A 14,503-nucleotide genomic window follows, 5' to 3' on the forward strand; every position below is an offset into this window, starting at 1 on the left:
GCTCATCGGCTCCTTCCCTCCGGAACCAGGACGGGTTTGACCACGCGGCCCGCGTCGCAGTCGCGTTCGGCCTCGTTGATGTCGGTGAGCGGGTACGTACGGATCAGCTGGTCGAAGGGGAACAGCCCGGCCTGCCACAGCCCGGTCAGCCGCGGAATCAGCAGTCCCGGCACCGCGTCCCCCTCGCAGAGGTGGGAGATCCTCCGGCCCCGGTCCAGTGCCCCCGGTTCGAGCGGCAGCGCGGTGCGGAGCCGTGCCACCAGGCCGAGGTGGCCGGTCGGGCGCAGGGACCGGAGCGCGACGTTGATCAGCTGTGCGTGGCCCGTGGTGTCCAGTGCGAACTGCGCGCCGCCGTCGGTCAGTTGCTGAATGCGGTCGGGCAGGCCGGCCGATGCGGCGTTCAGCGGGATCGCGCGGAACCGCTCGGCGAGGGCCAGCCGTTCGGGGTGCCGGTCGACGGCCACGGTCACCGCCCCGGCGGCGGTGGCCGCCATCACCGCGGCCAGGCCCACCGCTCCCGCGCCGAAGACCGCGAGGGTGTCGCCGGGACCGAGGCCGAAGGAGTTGAAGACCGCTCCGGCGCCGGTGAGGAAGCCGCAGCCGAGCGGTCCGAGCAGTTCGACGGGCAGCGAGGGGTCGACCCGGACGACGTTGCGGGCCGGGACCATCGCGTAGTCGGCGAACGAGGACTGGCCGAACCACCGGGGGGCCAGTTCGCCCCCGGCCGCGTCGGTGAACCGCGCCGCGTTCTCCTTGCGCCCTTCGAAGAGGTTGAGCGAGGCGAAGGAGTCACAGTAGGCGGGGGCCGCGCCCCTACAGTTCCGGCAGTGTCCGCAGGAGTCGAAGCTCAGCACGACATGGTCCCCGACGCTCAGGCCGGTGTCCGGGCCGCCCGTCTCCACCACGACCCCGGCTCCCTCGTGGCCGAGCACCGCCGGCAGCGGTGAGCGGCCCGCGGAACGCCGGACCGCGAGATCGGTCCGGCACATCCCGCAGCCCGCGATCTTGACCAGGATCTCGCCGTCGTCCGGCCCCGCGTTCAAGATCACCTCCTCGACGGCGAACCGGCTCTCGTACGAGCGCAGGACCGCCGCACCGAATCTCATCGTCACGCCTCCTGTGGACGGTGCACGACGAACGGCCTGAGGTTCCCGTGGAGCCCCCTCAGGGCCCGCCCACGACGCCGACACCGCTCTGTTTGATGCCCGCGAAGGGCTGGGCGAGGGCCTCGGCCTTCACGGGTGAGCAGCTGACGCGTCGGCATGCCGGCGGTCAGCTCGCGGCGACGGCGGCCGCGTATTCCCGGGCATGCCGGTCCATCTCCGCCCGGAAGGCGGCCACCAGCCGCGGCTGAATCCTTCCGGTGGTGCGGTCGCCCCCCTCGCAGACCGCCCCGCGCACCCCCACGATGTCCGTGCCGATGCGGGTCAGCGCGCCGAGGTCTCCCACCTTGACGCTGCCCGCGAGGGCGGCACGCAGATCAGCCTCGTGGGCCCGCCGGACGAACTCCGCGCAGTCGTCGGGCGGAACGTGGTCGAACAGCCGCGTCCCGTCCTTGATCGCGGTGTCGAGCATGGCCGCGTCGGAGCCGGAGCGGCGGGCGATGTCGGGCAGCGCGAGCGGGTTGACGCAGCCGATCCGGTGGGCATCGGCATAGCCCGAGGCGACGACGAACGCGTCCGGCCGATGGTCCTTCACCGCCCGGACGACCCCTCGCATGACCTCGATGGCCTCTTCCGGCGTCGTGCATCCGTAGAGGCCGACCTTGATGTAGGTGGCGCCGGAGACAGCTGCACCGAGCGCCGCCTGGGCCACCGTGCCGGGCTTGTACGGTACGTCTCCCACGGTGGCGGACACCGGCTTGTCCATCGGGACCGCGTCGCGGATCTCCCTGATGACCCACGGGAAGTTCGCGCCGAGCGAGCCCTCGTCGGGCTTCTTGACATCGACGATGTCGAGGTGCTCCGCTGCCTTCGCGCAGTCGAGGGCCTCCTCGACGCCGTCCGGGGAGATGAGAAGCAACAACGGGTTTTCCTTCCCCTGCATGTCCGCCTGCCGAAGGGCAGGTGTGCGGCCTGGATCACGTGCGGTCTGGCTCACGTGCGGTCTGCTCATCATTGCCGCGGCCCGCGGCCACCGGCAGGGCGCGCGGAGTCCGAACGGGTCATTGCCATGACGCGTCCACGCTCCCCCAGCACGCCGTCCACGCTGCCTGGGTGGCCGCACGCCCCGTGATCAGTGCTGGGGGTGGGGGCGGGAGTGGAACATGGGCCGCCGCTTGGTGGCAGTGCCCTGGGTGAGGCGGCCGATTTCGATGCGCATCTTGATGGCGTGGAAGACCTCGACAGCGCCCACGACGATGGCCATGATGCCCACCACGAAGGTCAGCGCGGCGATCGAGCCGAACGGCAACACGATCAGCACGATGCCTGCCAGAGTGGTGATGATCCCCGAGAAGAGCTGCCATCCGCGCGCCGGGATGTCCTCGGCGGAGGCCGCCGTGGCGGTCACCATGATGCCGCGCAGCAGCCAGCCGAAGCCGATCCACAGCGCGAGCAGCAGAATCGATTCCAGGGTGCCCCGGAAGCAGACCAGGCCCAGCAGGATGAAGAGCGCGCCCGCGATGAAATGCACCACCCGCAGATGCCGAGGGACGTGCGCACCAAAGGCAGCGGCCAGTTGAAAGACACCGGTGGCCAGCAGGTAGATGCCGAAGACCACGCCGACGACCCGCAGGGTCTGGCCGGGCCAGACCAGGACGACGACGCCCAGGGCGATCGCGGCCAGTCCCATGGTGAGCAGGAATTGCCAGCCCATGTTCGCCAGCGCGCCCAGTCCCCCGGCCGGGGAGGGATCTCTCGGCTCGGTGCTGTGCGGAGGGCCGGTGCCTGAGGAATCGGAGGGGTATGTCATGCCGTCTGCCTCCTCCAGGAAAGAGCACGGTCAGATGGGTCCGGTTCCATCGTCACCCGCCTGGCCCCGTCCCGCCTGGCAGGCGCTCACCGGTCCCGTCGGTGGCCACAGGCGCCGTACACCCCCCGAGCAGCCGGAAAGGCCGCTCAGGCTCCGGCCGGGCGGCCACGGGTTGCAGCGGGCACCGTGGCGGGATGACATGGAAGGCGGAGGCCCTTGGACGGTACGGGACAGGCGGAAACGGCGCCGGCGACGGCGTGCGTCCCGACGGCGTCAGGCTCACGAAGATGGGTAGTGCGCCGAGTGCCGCGTCGGCGGAAAGAGGCTTGGTATGGACAACGCCGGTATTCCGGCCCCGAGTGAGGGGCTTCTCATGACGCATTTCTTGACGGTGCGTGATGTGGCCCGTTCGCGCCGCTTCTACAGCGAGGTCATGGGCGGGCAGGTCGTCCTGGACGAGAACCCCTGCATCGTGAAGCTCGCCAACAGCTGGATCATCATGAATCCGGGCGGCGGCCCGACCCCGGACAAGCCCGAGGTGACGCTGGTCGCGCCCGGCGAACCGCACACCGTCTCCAGCTTCATGAACCTGCGGGTGGCCGACATCGAGGCCTGCTACGCCCAATGGAGCGCGAAGGGAGCGGAGTTCCTGACACCGCCGATCGACCGGCGGGCCGAGGTCCGCTGCTACCTGCGCGATCCCGATGGCTACCTGATCGAGGTCGGGCAGGCCACCGGAATGCTGGAAGGTATTTTCGCCCGCACCGACACCGACACCGACACCGAGTCCGGGTAGTTCATCCTCCCCCGGCAGGTCCCTGGGTGCGGCTCGCCCCGGCAGGCCTCAGGGTGCTGCTCGCCCCGGCAGGTCATGGCGCCGCCTGCCCAGGCACGTGATGTCGCTGCCCGCCCGGACAGGCCCGTCACGTTGCCGACTCTCTGATACGCGCAGGCCACCAGGCATCCGGGGCGGCCGGAGGTCACGGCCGCCCTCTGCGCGGTCCCCACACGACGTGGGGCCTCCGCTCGGCAGAAGCCCCACGTCACTCACCTCGTCCGGAACGGGTCAGAGGCGGCGGGGCATCCCCGGGATGCCCGGAGGTGCGGGAAGCGGCAGTTCGTTGGCGCTGCTGCGCTCACGTGCGGGCGCGGGTGCCTGGCAGGTCACGTCCTTCGCGGGGAGCCTGCCCGAACCCAGCGTCCGGCACCGCCGCCCAGGGTTGTTATCGGCCACCATCACGGCGTGCCCAGCGATCGCCCACCAGACGTCGATGCCGGACATCCCGAAGGAGGCCGGCAGCCGCCTGGCCGGGTCAACAGGGAACCGGCCACCCCATGCCCCGGACCCGCGAACGCCTGGTCGCCGTACCGGCCACCCCCAGGCTTGCGAATCGGACCGGCAGTCCGTATGGTTCCCTCTACATGGACTGCCGGTCCGTTTTTCATTCGGGTGCCCGTCACGAGGAACGGTCGCGAGGAACCACTGGAGCTCTCGCCCCTCCTGTGACGACAGGCCGCAAACCGACGGTCCGGGATCGCTGCGTTTCGAGCAGAACGGAAACCTTGATCATGACAGTGCCCCTAACAGCCGCGGAGCTGTACCGCCACGGTCTGCAACTGCTGCTGGAGAAGGACATCCCCGCCTGGGTGGATCTGTGGGACGAGGACGGCGTCCTGGAGTTCCCCTTCGCCCCCCAGGGCTGGCCCGAGCGGCTGGAGGGCCGGCAGGCCATCGCGGACTACATGCGCCACTACCCCGACCACATCGACGTCCACGACTACCCCGACGTGCAGATCCACCAGACCACCCGCCCCGAGAGGGTGGTGGTGGAGATGCGCGGGGTCGGCCGCCTGGTGGAGACCGGCAGCCCCTTCGACATGACCTACATCGCCGTGGTCACGGTCAAGGACGGGCGGATCACCTACTACCGCGACTACTGGAACCCGCTTGCCGTTCAACAGCCCGGCGCCGACTTCGTAGGAGCGAACTGATGCACACCCCCAGCGCCACCTTGGTCACCGGGGCCACCGGCACCACCGGCCGCCGTGTCGCCGCCGGGCTCATCGCCGAGCGCCACCGCGTCAAGGCCGCGAGCCGACGCGCCACCCCGGTGGAGGGCGCCCAGGCTGTCCGCTTCGACTGGAACGAGCCCGCCACCTGGGGCGAGGCCCTCGACGGCGTCGACCGCGTCTACCTCATCCCGCCCATCGGCTCCTCGGACCCGGCCACGGTCATGCTGCCGTTTCTCCGCCAGGCCCGCGCGGCCGGCGTCCACCGTGCGGTGCTGCTCAGCTCATCGGCGATCCCCGCCGGCGGACCGGCGGTGGGACAGGTCCACGAGGCGCTGCCCGGCCTGTTCGCGCAGTGGGCGGTGCTGCGGCCCTCCTGGTTCATGCAGAACTTCACCGGCTCCACACCGCACGCGCGCAGCATCCGCGAGGACGGCGCCATTCTGACGGCCTCGGGAGACGGCCGCGTCGGCTTCGTCGACGCAGCGGACATCGCCGCCGTCGCCGTACGCGCCCTGACCGACGAGCAGGCCCCCGACACCGACCTGATCCTCACCGGGCCGCAGCCCCTGAGCTACGACGACGTCGCTTCGATCATCAGCGAGGTCACCGGGCGGCCCGTGGTGCACCGGCATCTGACGTTTGCGCAGCTGCGCGACCGCTGGGCGGCCGAGATACCGCTGGAGTTCGCCACCCTGCTGGCCGGCCTGGACCGCGCCATCGCCGACGGGGCCGAGGACCGCACCTCGGACACCGTCCAGCGCCTCACCGGCCGCCCACCGGGCACCTTCCGCGCCTTTGCCGAAAGGGAGGTGGCATGCAGCAGTTGATGTTCCCTGACCATCCACCGTTCCGGTCCGACTGGTCCGAGACCCTGCGCAACCGTGGCCTCGCCGCCTACGGGGTCCGGACGTCGGTGAGGTCATCGCCGCGGCCTCATTCTTCCTCCACGGCAACCCCGGCAACCCCGGCAACCCGCGCATCGGCCATGCCCACGAGCGCGGCATCGCCTGCTTCCGCGACGCCATCACGCACCTCCCCGACGTCACACCTGTGGAGATCCCCTGCGAGAACCCGGGCGCCCTCCGCCTGGCAGTAGCGCGTATCTTCGACTGGCTCGACGACACGATCCGCCCCGTTGCCCGTCGCGCAGAGCGCTCGGCCGCCGCCCCAGGTGCGGGAAGTGCAGCCGGGCGCGAGCCGCCACTCGCGGGAACCCACCCCCTATCATTCCCGGGGGCCGGGACAGGCCGAAGCCCAAGGAGGATCCGTGGCCCCACGCACAGAGCGCGCAGACGCCCTGCGCAACCGAGAAGCCGTCCTGGCTGCCGCCGACGCACTCTTCGCCGGCAGCAGCAGCCCCCACAGCGTGTCGATGGACGACATCGCCGCGGCCGCGGGTGTCGGCAAGGGCACCCTCTTCCGCCGCTTCGGTGACCGTGCCGGCTTGATCGGCGCCGTGCTCGCCTCCCGCCTCGAACCCCTGCAGCGAGCCGTGCGGGAAGCGCAGGACGTAGGAGAGTCCTCGCCGCGGCAGCGGGCGAGGGAACTCCTCGATGCCTCGCTGCGCTTCAAGATCGAGAACCGGCACCTGATGTCGGCCGCGGAGGACGCCGGGCTCAACAACCCCTACCGAGCCGAGCACTACGACTGGTGGCACAAAACCCTTCGCGTGGCCCTGGATCAAACACCCGGAGTCTCCGACGCGGATTTCACCGCCCACGCGCTGCTGGCCGCCATCCGCGCCGATCTCGTGGTGCACCTGATCGACGATCAGAACATGACGCCCGAAGGCCTGCGGGCCTCGCTCGCGGCCTACGTGGACAACGTCCTCGGCAACAGCTGCAATCCACCCGGCGCGCGCAACGAGGCATGAGCTGCCGTTCCCGAGCAGCTGCGGGTGGCCCCCGGCCCGATCACGCTTGTGGAGCCTGGACGCCTGAACGTGCCGCCGACGGAATCCGGGAACTGGACCGTGGACCGGGCCCTGCGGGCGCGCGAGGTACCCCGGGGTCACGTGCTGCCGGGCTGCCGGGCTGCTCGTCGGTCTCGTGGCCGATCCTCGGCAGGCCTGTCGCCGTGTCACTTGCCCTTTGTGCCACGGCCTGCGGTGACGAGGCGCTCGCTGACCGCTCGTCGGCGGCTCTCGCCCCGGCGGCGGAATAGGCGCATGCGCCCGCGCATCCCCCCTGCAAAAGCTCCCCTTCAGCCATGGCGAACATTCCAGCGACCAACCCCTCGTGTTTCTGCGGGAGCCCGACGGGCAGGGATTTTTCTGAGGTTCAGCAGGAAGTTGCGCCGCGCAGGAATTTGGGTCTGTGCGGCCCGGGGGGAGCTCAGCTCCAGGGAAGGAACCTGCATGACCACGGGAATCAAGGGCTGCGACAATCAGTCGAACGCCTACGTTTCTTTTGTCAATGAAGAGCATGCCGGGGACAGCGAGTCGGTGAGTCCGAGGTCGCACAGTTCTGCCTACGCGTGGATCTCGCAGCACAAGGAGAAGCCGCTGAGCGTGCAGACCGGACGGGGCCGGTGCATCATCTGGGACGACGACTGGAAGGTGAAGGGAGAGTGGGATGACGGCAGGGGCGAGTTCATCCTCGCCTCCGTCCGGCACAGCCCGCAGGACTACCAGATGACGGTCAGCAGCACGGGTGACATCTCGTTGTCCGAGGTCTGATCCGAGGTCTGATCCGAGGACCGGAACGAAGGAGGGGGACCGTCGTGCCCATGCAGAACTGGCGCATCACAAATGCCATGGAGAATTTGACGGGAAACTGGGTGTATTACGTATGCACCGTCGTCGCGGCATTTGCGAATGTCCATTTCAGTCGCCACGTCGACAATCCGAGCGATGACCATATGGCGACGAATGACGGCGCCTACTATTACTACGGCGTGACCGGCACGTTCAATCAAGCCGCCCAACACGCTGATCAATCCGTCCGACAGATGCTCATCGACGCCTGGAACGACTACTTCAAGGTGTAGGGCAACCGTCTGACGTGCCGCCGGTCCGTGGCCCCGCCTCCCGCCGAGGGGCTCCGGACCGGCGTGCCCCGCGAACGGGGAGCCGATCCGCTCCCGACGTCTCATCGCAGCCCTTGGCGGGTGTCGGCAGCAGCTGGGCGCGTCCGGCGTCTGCTCCGCTTCTCCGCCTCGTCGGGCCTGGCGCGTCTGTCTGTACGCGGGCGACCCGGACCGGGAACGGGGCGCGGCGACCCGTGGGCGACGGCGACCAAAACCTGCGGTAGGTCCTGTGGCCCGGCCGTGAAGACATGGTCCCGAACCGCCCCGATACTCGGCTGGGCCCCGACCGACTGCAGGATCCGGCGCCGGGTCCGATGACGCATCGGACCCGGAACGGCGGATGCCCGACCCCGAAGGCGGATGATGCGCCCCCGACTCAAGTCCGATGTGCTGTACGTGCCGACCGGCGACGGCGTCCACGTCTTCGGTGCCGGTGCCGACCTCGCCCTGCGCGGCAGGTCCGCCTACCGGTGGCTGGACCGGCTCGCGCCGCACCTCGACGGTTCGGTCGAGCTCGACGACCTGGTGGGGCGGCTGCCTGACGACAAGCGGCAGGTCGTGCACGCCCTCGTGGGTCAACTGCACGCCGCCGGCTGCCTGGTCGATGCGCGGGAGGATCTGCCGCACCGGCTCACACAGCGGGAGTTGGAGACGTACGCGTCCGAGATCGCGTTCCTTGAGTACCACGGGGATTCCGCGGCACGGCGGTTCGAGACCTACCGCAACAGCGAGATCGTCGTGGTGGGCGCGGGCCCGGTGTTCGTCTCGCTGGTCTGCTCGGCGCTGCGCTCCGGGGTGCGGAACCTGCGGGCCGTCCGTACGGAGGAGACCGGCACCCATACCGAGCGCCTGGCGGAGCTCACCGCCGAAGCCGCCTTACGTGACCCGGAACAGAATCTGCACCATGTTCTCTTCGATGAGAGGCAGTTGGAGCGACTCGTCGACCGGGCGGACGCGGTGCTCCACGCCGCGGACGGGACCGGCGTCGACCGGGCCATGCGGCTCGACGAGCTGTGCCGGGAGACGGGTGCGCTGCTGGTGCAGGGGCTGGTGGTGGACGACGTCGCGTGGCTGGGGCCGGCCGGAACCGCCTGGCGGTCGGCGTGGTTGCGGCTCGACGCGCGCGGGCCGTTCCGGCCGAATGCCTTCCTCACCGGACCGGCCGCCGCGGTGGTCGCCTCGCACCTGGGACTCGCGGCGTTCACCGCACTCACCGGGACCGCCGGCAGCAAGGAAGCCGCGGACGGTGCACGGAAGGTGACGCGGATCGACCTGGAGACGCTGCGCACCTCCACGCATGCGTTCCTGCCCCACCCGACGGCGGCCCCCGCCCGTCCGGAGACCCGGGAGGAGTTCACGCGGCGCCTCGAACGGCTCGGCGCCACGGCGCCGCTGGACGACGACACCTTCTCCCGGCGCGCATCCCGTTGCTTCGACCCGTACGTCGGTGTCCTGCACGCCCTCGACGAGGGGGAGCTCACCCAGGTGCCGCTCAACGTGACCGAGGCGGTGCCGCGCGCGGGGGGCGCCGCGCCGGTCCACGGGGCGGGGACGGGCTTCGCCGAGGCACGCCGGGACGCGGCACTGCGCGGGCTCGCCTCGTATGCGGCGCACCACACCGATGACCGCAGGTACGGACCGGGGGGCACGGTATGGGGTTGGGCCCCGGACGAGCGGCGCGCCGAGGCGGTGGCGGCCGGCCGGGTGTTCGCCACCGGCCACGAGGGCGGGGTGGCCGCCCGGCTCAGCTGGGACGCTGCCGTGGCGGACGGCCTTGCCCAGCACTGTGCAGGCCTGGCTCTGCGCGACGTGGCACAGGGGCGGGCACGGCCTCGGCACGTGCCGCTGAAGCCCGACGCTCTGGCCCCCGGGGCACGGCGGCTCCTCGACCTGCTGCATGCCTCGCGCGGCTCGGTCGAAGTGGCCGACATCGGCGAGGCCTTGGGCGTACCTGTCCTCGCCTGGTGGCAGGGAGGCCGCCCGGCCGCCGCGACGTGCGGGCAGGAGGCGGTCGTCGAGGGGCTCCGCGCGGTCCTGCTCGACCGCCAGTCGGCGATGACGGACGAACCGGCCTACGCACCCGCCCGGTTGGGGCAGCTCGGCACCCTTGTCCCGTCCGACGAGGGCGCCGAGTTGCCTGCCCCGGCAGGGCCCGAGCGGATGGTCGAGGCGTTGCGGTCGCGAGGGGCGCGCCCGCTCGTGGTGCCGCTCGACCACGATCCGGCGGTGCACGCGTTGCTGCCCTTCCTCGTGCGCGTCGTCCTCGCCGACGAGACCGGGGAGGACACGGCGGCAGCGGAGCGGCGGGCGGAGGCACGGAGGGATGCGTAGCGCCACCGACGGGCTGCACAACTCCGTCGGCCTGCGGTTTTGGTGGCGGACCTTCGAGGGGGTCCAGGACCTCTTCGCCGAGGGCCACGGCGAGGAGGGCGGCCCGGACGACCCGCTGCCGGTCAAGACGTATCGCGGGCTGCCTCGCTACGTGCTTCCCGAGCCGGCGCGGCGGATCGGGGACGCGCGCTGGTCCTTCGGCGCGTTCCGCGGCGCCCGTCCGCAGGGCGCCCCCACCCTCGATGTCCTGGACGAGCGCGCGCTCTCCGCGCTGCTGTACTGGACGTACGGGGTCGGCCGGATCGAGCTCGGTCCGCACGCCGTGTGGCCCTACCACCGGATGGTCGCGTCCGCGCGCTGTTTCCACCCCGTGGAGCTGTACCTGTGGCTGGCACATCCGGCGGGTGACCTGCCCGCCGGGTGCTACCACTACCACCCGGCGCACCACTGCCTGACGCTGCTGCGCGAGGGCGGTGTACCGCGCGCGGTGCGCACCGGCGCGGGAGTACGCGCGGCGGCGGGACTCCTTGTGGCCTCCGCCTGGTTCCGCAAGACCGCGTTCCGCTACCGGGACTACGCGTACCGGCTGTGTGCGCAGGAAGCGGGGATGACAGTCGGGAACGCGCTGCTGGCCGGTGCCGCGCTCGGGCTCCGCGGGAGGGTGCACCACCGCTTCGACGACGCGGTGGTCAACCGCGCACTGGGGCTCGACGGGAGGGAGGAGACGGCGTTCGCGGTGATCGACCTGGCGCCCGCCGAGGATGCCGCGCCGGCGCCTGTCAGATCTCCTCAACAGCCTCTCCCTCCGGGCGAGTTACCGGACATTCACCCTGTGCACGTAAGGACCAACCGCACATCCGACGGTGCGTGGTCCGGGCTGACCGCCCTCGACCTGGCGGCCCGGCTCGCGGGCCCCGGTGCTCCCGTGGACCCCGACGACTTTCACCCGCCCGGCGAGGCGCCGGCCCCGGACGGCGTCCTCGGACTCGCAGGTCCGGAGCCCGGGGCCGGCGGTGTGGACCTGGCCGCCGCGCTGCGTGCCCGGGACTCGGGCGGGCGGATGTTCCTCCCGGCCGCCCGCCCCGTGGCCGTCGAACGACTGGCGTCGGCCCTGCGGTACGCGCTGGAGCCCGTCTCGTCCGACCACACCGAGGCACCGTGCCGCCCCCTCGTGGATGCCTACGTACTCGTGCTCGGCACGGACGGGGTCTCCCCCGGGCTGCACCGGCTGGACGTCACGACGGGACCGCCCGCGCTGCTGCGGCTGCCGGCGCGGGACTGGCGCGCCGTGGTCGGCATGCTGTGCGACCGGACTCCGGCGGTGAACTCGGCGAAGGCCGGCGCCCTGGTGTTCCTCACCGCCAACCGGCTGGCCGGGGAACGGTGGTTCGGGGCCCGGGGGTACCGCGTTCTGCACCAGGAGGCCGGGATCGTCGCCCAGCGGGTCAGTGTGCTCGCCGCCGCGGCCGGGCTGTCCGCACGCATCACCAACGGCTACCACGACGGGATGATCAGGGACCTGATCGGCCTGGACGCCGCCCATGTACCGGTGTTCACGCTCATCGTGGGCGGCCGTCGGCCCACCGCCCAGTACGAGCCACAGCTCATCTGGTGAACCGCACCTGCGGTGCCTCGTGGGACGGGCCACAGCGGGCCTACGGCCGCGCCCGCGGCACGTACTACGGCCCGTGCTACGGCCGGTCCTGCGGTCGGACCGTGAAGACACCGAGCACGCGCGGGCCGCAGGATGCGGAACAACCAGTGACTGGCCAACTTCTCATCCATCCAAGGAGAAAGGGGATCGCGATGCAGAACGAACTCGTTCTCGACCTCGCCGACCTCAGTGCGGACGAGCTGGACATCCTGCCGACCTCACCGGGCGCGAGCCTGGAAACCGTGAACGTGGGTCACGCCATGGTCGAGATCGGCGCGTCGAACTGCACGTCCACCGGAACCCCGGCGAGCTGCTGTTCCTGCTGCTGCTGCTGAAACAAGCAGCAGCACCGCCGCGTTCGGCGGGCCCCGCGCCCGCCGGACGCGGCGTCCCGGCGAACGACGAGGAAGTGACGTTGACCGACGCAGCGACAGCGGCCCGCACCGGCCGGCCCGCCGAAACCCTCCGCCCGGCTCACCCCGCCGACCCCGCGACGGCCCCCGCGGCCCGTGTCGCCGTCATCGGCAGGGGCGTCCTCGCCTCGACGATCCGCGCCGCCTTGTCACGTACCCACCAGCTGGTTCCGGAGGAGGGTCCCGCGTGTGAGGCGGTCGTCACGGCCGAGGACCGCTGGGTGACCGCGGCCGAGCCACCGCGCCCCGACGTCCCCTGGCTGCCGGTGGGGGTCGAGCTCGGCCTGCTCGTGGTCGGCCCGACGACCGTCCCGGGCCGGGCCGGCTGTGCCCGCTGCGCCCGGACGCGCCGGCAGCGGGCTCTCGGCAAGGACAGCCCGCGGGCGGCTCTCCTGGAGCGGCACGGCGACCGGCTCGCCGGCCGTGCGTCGCCGGTCCTCACCACCTGGGCGTGCGAAACGGCCGCCACGCTCGTCGAGAGCGATCTGACAGCCGGCACGGGGCGGTTGACCGACAACGCCCTCGCCTTTGTGTCGTTGACGACCATGGCCATCGATGTGCACCCCTTCCTGCCCGACCCGGCGTGCCCCTGGTGCGGCGGGCTCCCCGAGGACCGGCCACCCGTCCTCATGGAGCTGCCCCGGCCCAAGCCCGCCCCGGACGTCGCGCGCGTGCGCGACCTGCGAACCGGCTGGCAGGAGTTGGTCGCCCGGTACGTCGACGGGCGCACGGGACTGGTACGGCAGCTCGACGTGCGGACCGACTACCCGTATCCCATGGTCTCCGCCCCGCTGCACCTGCCGGGCGGGGAGCAGGAGGCCGGCTTCGGCCGCGACCTGGACTACGGGGCCTGCGCCCGCACCGCGCTCGCCGAGGCCCTGGAGCGGCTGGGCGGGGCCCGGCCCGGCGGGCGCCGGACGACAGTGCGGTCCGGCTTCGCGGAGGTGGCAGACCGGGCACTGTGCCCCCTCGGCCTGGGCCTGTACCCGCCCGAGCGATACGCCGAGCCGGACTTCCCCTATCCGCCGTACGATCCGGGCCTGGAGCTCAACTGGGTGTGGGGACACTCCTTCGCCCGCGACGCCCCCGTCCTCGTACCCGAGGACTACGCGTACTACCGCACCCGGCACGACAACCCGGCGGCCCGGCCGCTGGCATACGAGGTGTCCAACGGGTGCGCGCTGGGCGGCTGTCTGGAGGAGGCGGCGCTGCACGGGCTGGTCGAACTCGCCGAGCGGGACGCGTTCCTGCTGACCTGGTACGCCCGCCTCCCCGTGCCGCGGGTCGACCTGCGGACGGTGTCCGACCCCCGCGTCGGTGCGCTCGCCGAGCGGATCCGGCAGGACAGCGGCCACCGGGTGCTGGCCTTCGCCACCACCCCGGAGCACGGCATCCCCACGGCATGGGTGATGGCCGTAGGTCCGAGCGGACCGGGCCGGCCCGACGAACCCGCCGCGGTCTGCGCCGCAGGGGCGCACTTCGATCCCGAATGCGCCCTGAGGAACGGCCTGTTGGAACTCGCAGCGAACCTGGGGTGGAACCGTGCCGCCTTCCGCGAGGAGCGGGACCGCATCGCGGCGATGGTCGACGATCCCGCTCTGGTGCGCGAGATGCGTGATCACGCCCTGCTGTACTGCCACCCGGCCGCGTTCGACCGGTTCGCCTTCCTGCTCGGCGACGGCGGTGACACGGAGAGGGGCGGCCTGCCCGTCGAGGAGGCGTTCGCGCACGCCACGTGCCGGCCGCGCGGCGCGGACATCCGCGACGACCTGGCCGAGGCGGTGGCGCGCTTCACCGATCGGGGCCTGGACGTCGTCGTGGTCGACCAGACCACGGACGAGCACCGGGCGGGCGGGCTGTCCTGCGCGAAGGTGATCGTGCCGGGGCTGCTGCCGATGACGTTCGGGCACCCGATGCGCCGCACCCACGGGCTTCCCCGGCTGCTGCGGCTCCCCTCCGAACTCGGCTACCGCAAGGAGCCCTTGGCCGAGGAGGAGATCAGCCCGCACCCGCACCCGTTCCCGTGACTTCCCCGTCCCCCGTGACTTCCCTATCCCCGTGACTTCCCTATCCCCGTGACTTCCCCGTTTCCGTGACTTCTACGTTTCCGTGACTTCCCGTGCCACCCACCCCCGCGTTTCCGCACCTCCCG

At 71.6% G+C, this 14,503-nt stretch carries 13 protein-coding genes; 10 read left to right on the top strand and 3 right to left on the bottom strand.

The window, feature by feature from the left end; genetic code table 11:
• Window positions 1-2 precede the first annotated feature (2 nt).
• The 3 genes from ACWGJY_RS05320 to ACWGJY_RS05330 all read right to left on the bottom strand — a co-directional run bounded on the left by ACWGJY_RS05320 (window position 3) and on the right by ACWGJY_RS05330 (window position 2,913).
• Entirely contained in the window at window positions 3-1,106 is a 1,104-nt protein-coding gene (locus ACWGJY_RS05320) for an NAD(P)-dependent alcohol dehydrogenase (RefSeq protein ID WP_453259448.1), read from the bottom strand.
• Window positions 1,107-1,272: 166 nt separating this feature from the next.
• Complete coding sequence (locus ACWGJY_RS05325) at window positions 1,273-2,025, bottom strand: (5-formylfuran-3-yl)methyl phosphate synthase (protein ID WP_453259449.1); 753 nt, start codon at window positions 2,023-2,025, stop codon at window positions 1,273-1,275.
• A 210-nt stretch (window positions 2,026-2,235) separates the two neighbouring features.
• Window positions 2,236-2,913, bottom strand: coding sequence for an HdeD family acid-resistance protein (locus ACWGJY_RS05330; protein WP_453259450.1), 678 nt, complete (start codon window positions 2,911-2,913; stop codon window positions 2,236-2,238).
• A gap of 331 nt (window positions 2,914-3,244) precedes the next feature.
• Between ACWGJY_RS05330 and ACWGJY_RS05335 the strand changes: the two genes are divergently transcribed.
• From ACWGJY_RS05335 to ACWGJY_RS05380, 10 genes are all read left to right on the top strand, one after another.
• Complete coding sequence (locus ACWGJY_RS05335; RefSeq protein WP_453259451.1) at window positions 3,245-3,709, top strand: VOC family protein; 465 nt, start codon at window positions 3,245-3,247, stop codon at window positions 3,707-3,709.
• A gap of 773 nt (window positions 3,710-4,482) precedes the next feature.
• Window positions 4,483-4,905 carry a nuclear transport factor 2 family protein gene (locus ACWGJY_RS05340; RefSeq protein ID WP_453259452.1) on the top strand — a complete coding sequence of 141 codons (423 nt, stop codon included), beginning with the start codon at window positions 4,483-4,485 and terminating at the stop codon, window positions 4,903-4,905.
• On the top strand, window positions 4,905-5,753 hold the full coding sequence (locus ACWGJY_RS05345; protein WP_453259453.1) for an NmrA family NAD(P)-binding protein: 849 nt from the start codon (window positions 4,905-4,907) through the stop codon (window positions 5,751-5,753). Before ACWGJY_RS05340 ends, ACWGJY_RS05345 begins: the two co-directional genes overlap by 1 nt.
• Before the next feature lie 440 nt (window positions 5,754-6,193).
• Window positions 6,194-6,799, top strand: a complete 606-nt coding sequence (locus tag ACWGJY_RS05350) for a TetR/AcrR family transcriptional regulator (protein ID WP_453259454.1) — start codon at window positions 6,194-6,196, stop codon at window positions 6,797-6,799.
• Window positions 6,800-7,282: 483 nt separating this feature from the next.
• Window positions 7,283-7,603 carry a hypothetical protein gene (locus tag ACWGJY_RS05355; RefSeq protein ID WP_453259455.1) on the top strand — a complete coding sequence of 107 codons (321 nt, stop codon included), beginning with the start codon at window positions 7,283-7,285 and terminating at the stop codon, window positions 7,601-7,603.
• Window positions 7,604-7,647: 44 nt separating this feature from the next.
• Complete coding sequence (locus ACWGJY_RS05360; protein WP_453259456.1) at window positions 7,648-7,914, top strand: hypothetical protein; 267 nt, start codon at window positions 7,648-7,650, stop codon at window positions 7,912-7,914.
• A 399-nt stretch (window positions 7,915-8,313) separates the two neighbouring features.
• Window positions 8,314-10,284 (top strand): hypothetical protein, encoded by a 1,971-nt coding sequence (locus ACWGJY_RS05365; protein WP_453259457.1) that lies wholly within the window; start codon window positions 8,314-8,316, stop codon window positions 10,282-10,284.
• Window positions 10,277-11,899, top strand: a complete 1,623-nt coding sequence (locus tag ACWGJY_RS05370; protein WP_453259458.1) for a SagB family peptide dehydrogenase — start codon at window positions 10,277-10,279, stop codon at window positions 11,897-11,899. The genes ACWGJY_RS05365 and ACWGJY_RS05370 overlap by 8 nt, the downstream gene beginning before the upstream one ends.
• A 191-nt stretch (window positions 11,900-12,090) precedes the next feature.
• Window positions 12,091-12,273 carry a hypothetical protein gene (locus ACWGJY_RS05375; RefSeq protein WP_327227918.1) on the top strand — a complete coding sequence of 61 codons (183 nt, stop codon included), beginning with the start codon at window positions 12,091-12,093 and terminating at the stop codon, window positions 12,271-12,273.
• An 80-nt stretch (window positions 12,274-12,353) separates the two neighbouring features.
• Window positions 12,354-14,378, top strand: a complete 2,025-nt coding sequence (locus ACWGJY_RS05380) for a TOMM precursor leader peptide-binding protein (RefSeq protein WP_453259459.1) — start codon at window positions 12,354-12,356, stop codon at window positions 14,376-14,378.
• The last annotated feature ends 125 nt before the right edge of the window (window positions 14,379-14,503 follow it).

The sequence above is a fragment of the Streptomyces sp. NPDC054765 genome (genome assembly GCF_053612065.1).

Bases quoted from the DNA above. Each gene is read 5' to 3' on its own strand.
- ACWGJY_RS05340 (WP_453259452.1), top strand. From the start codon at position 4,483: ATGACAGTGCCCCTAACAGCCGCGGAGCTGTACCGCCACGGTCTGCAA.
- ACWGJY_RS05355 (WP_453259455.1), top strand. From the start codon at position 7,283: ATGACCACGGGAATCAAGGGCTGCGACAATCAGTCGAACGCCTACGTT.
- ACWGJY_RS05365 (WP_453259457.1), top strand. From the start codon at position 8,314: ATGATGCGCCCCCGACTCAAGTCCGATGTGCTGTACGTGCCGACCGGC.
- ACWGJY_RS05370 (WP_453259458.1), top strand. From the start codon at position 10,277: ATGCGTAGCGCCACCGACGGGCTGCACAACTCCGTCGGCCTGCGGTTT.
- ACWGJY_RS05330 (WP_453259450.1), bottom strand. From the start codon at position 2,913: ATGACATACCCCTCCGATTCCTCAGGCACCGGCCCTCCGCACAGCACC.
- ACWGJY_RS05335 (WP_453259451.1), top strand. From the start codon at position 3,245: ATGGACAACGCCGGTATTCCGGCCCCGAGTGAGGGGCTTCTCATGACG.
- ACWGJY_RS05375 (WP_327227918.1), top strand. From the start codon at position 12,091: ATGCAGAACGAACTCGTTCTCGACCTCGCCGACCTCAGTGCGGACGAG.
- ACWGJY_RS05320 (WP_453259448.1), bottom strand. From the start codon at position 1,106: ATGAGATTCGGTGCGGCGGTCCTGCGCTCGTACGAGAGCCGGTTCGCC.
- ACWGJY_RS05345 (WP_453259453.1), top strand. From the start codon at position 4,905: ATGCACACCCCCAGCGCCACCTTGGTCACCGGGGCCACCGGCACCACC.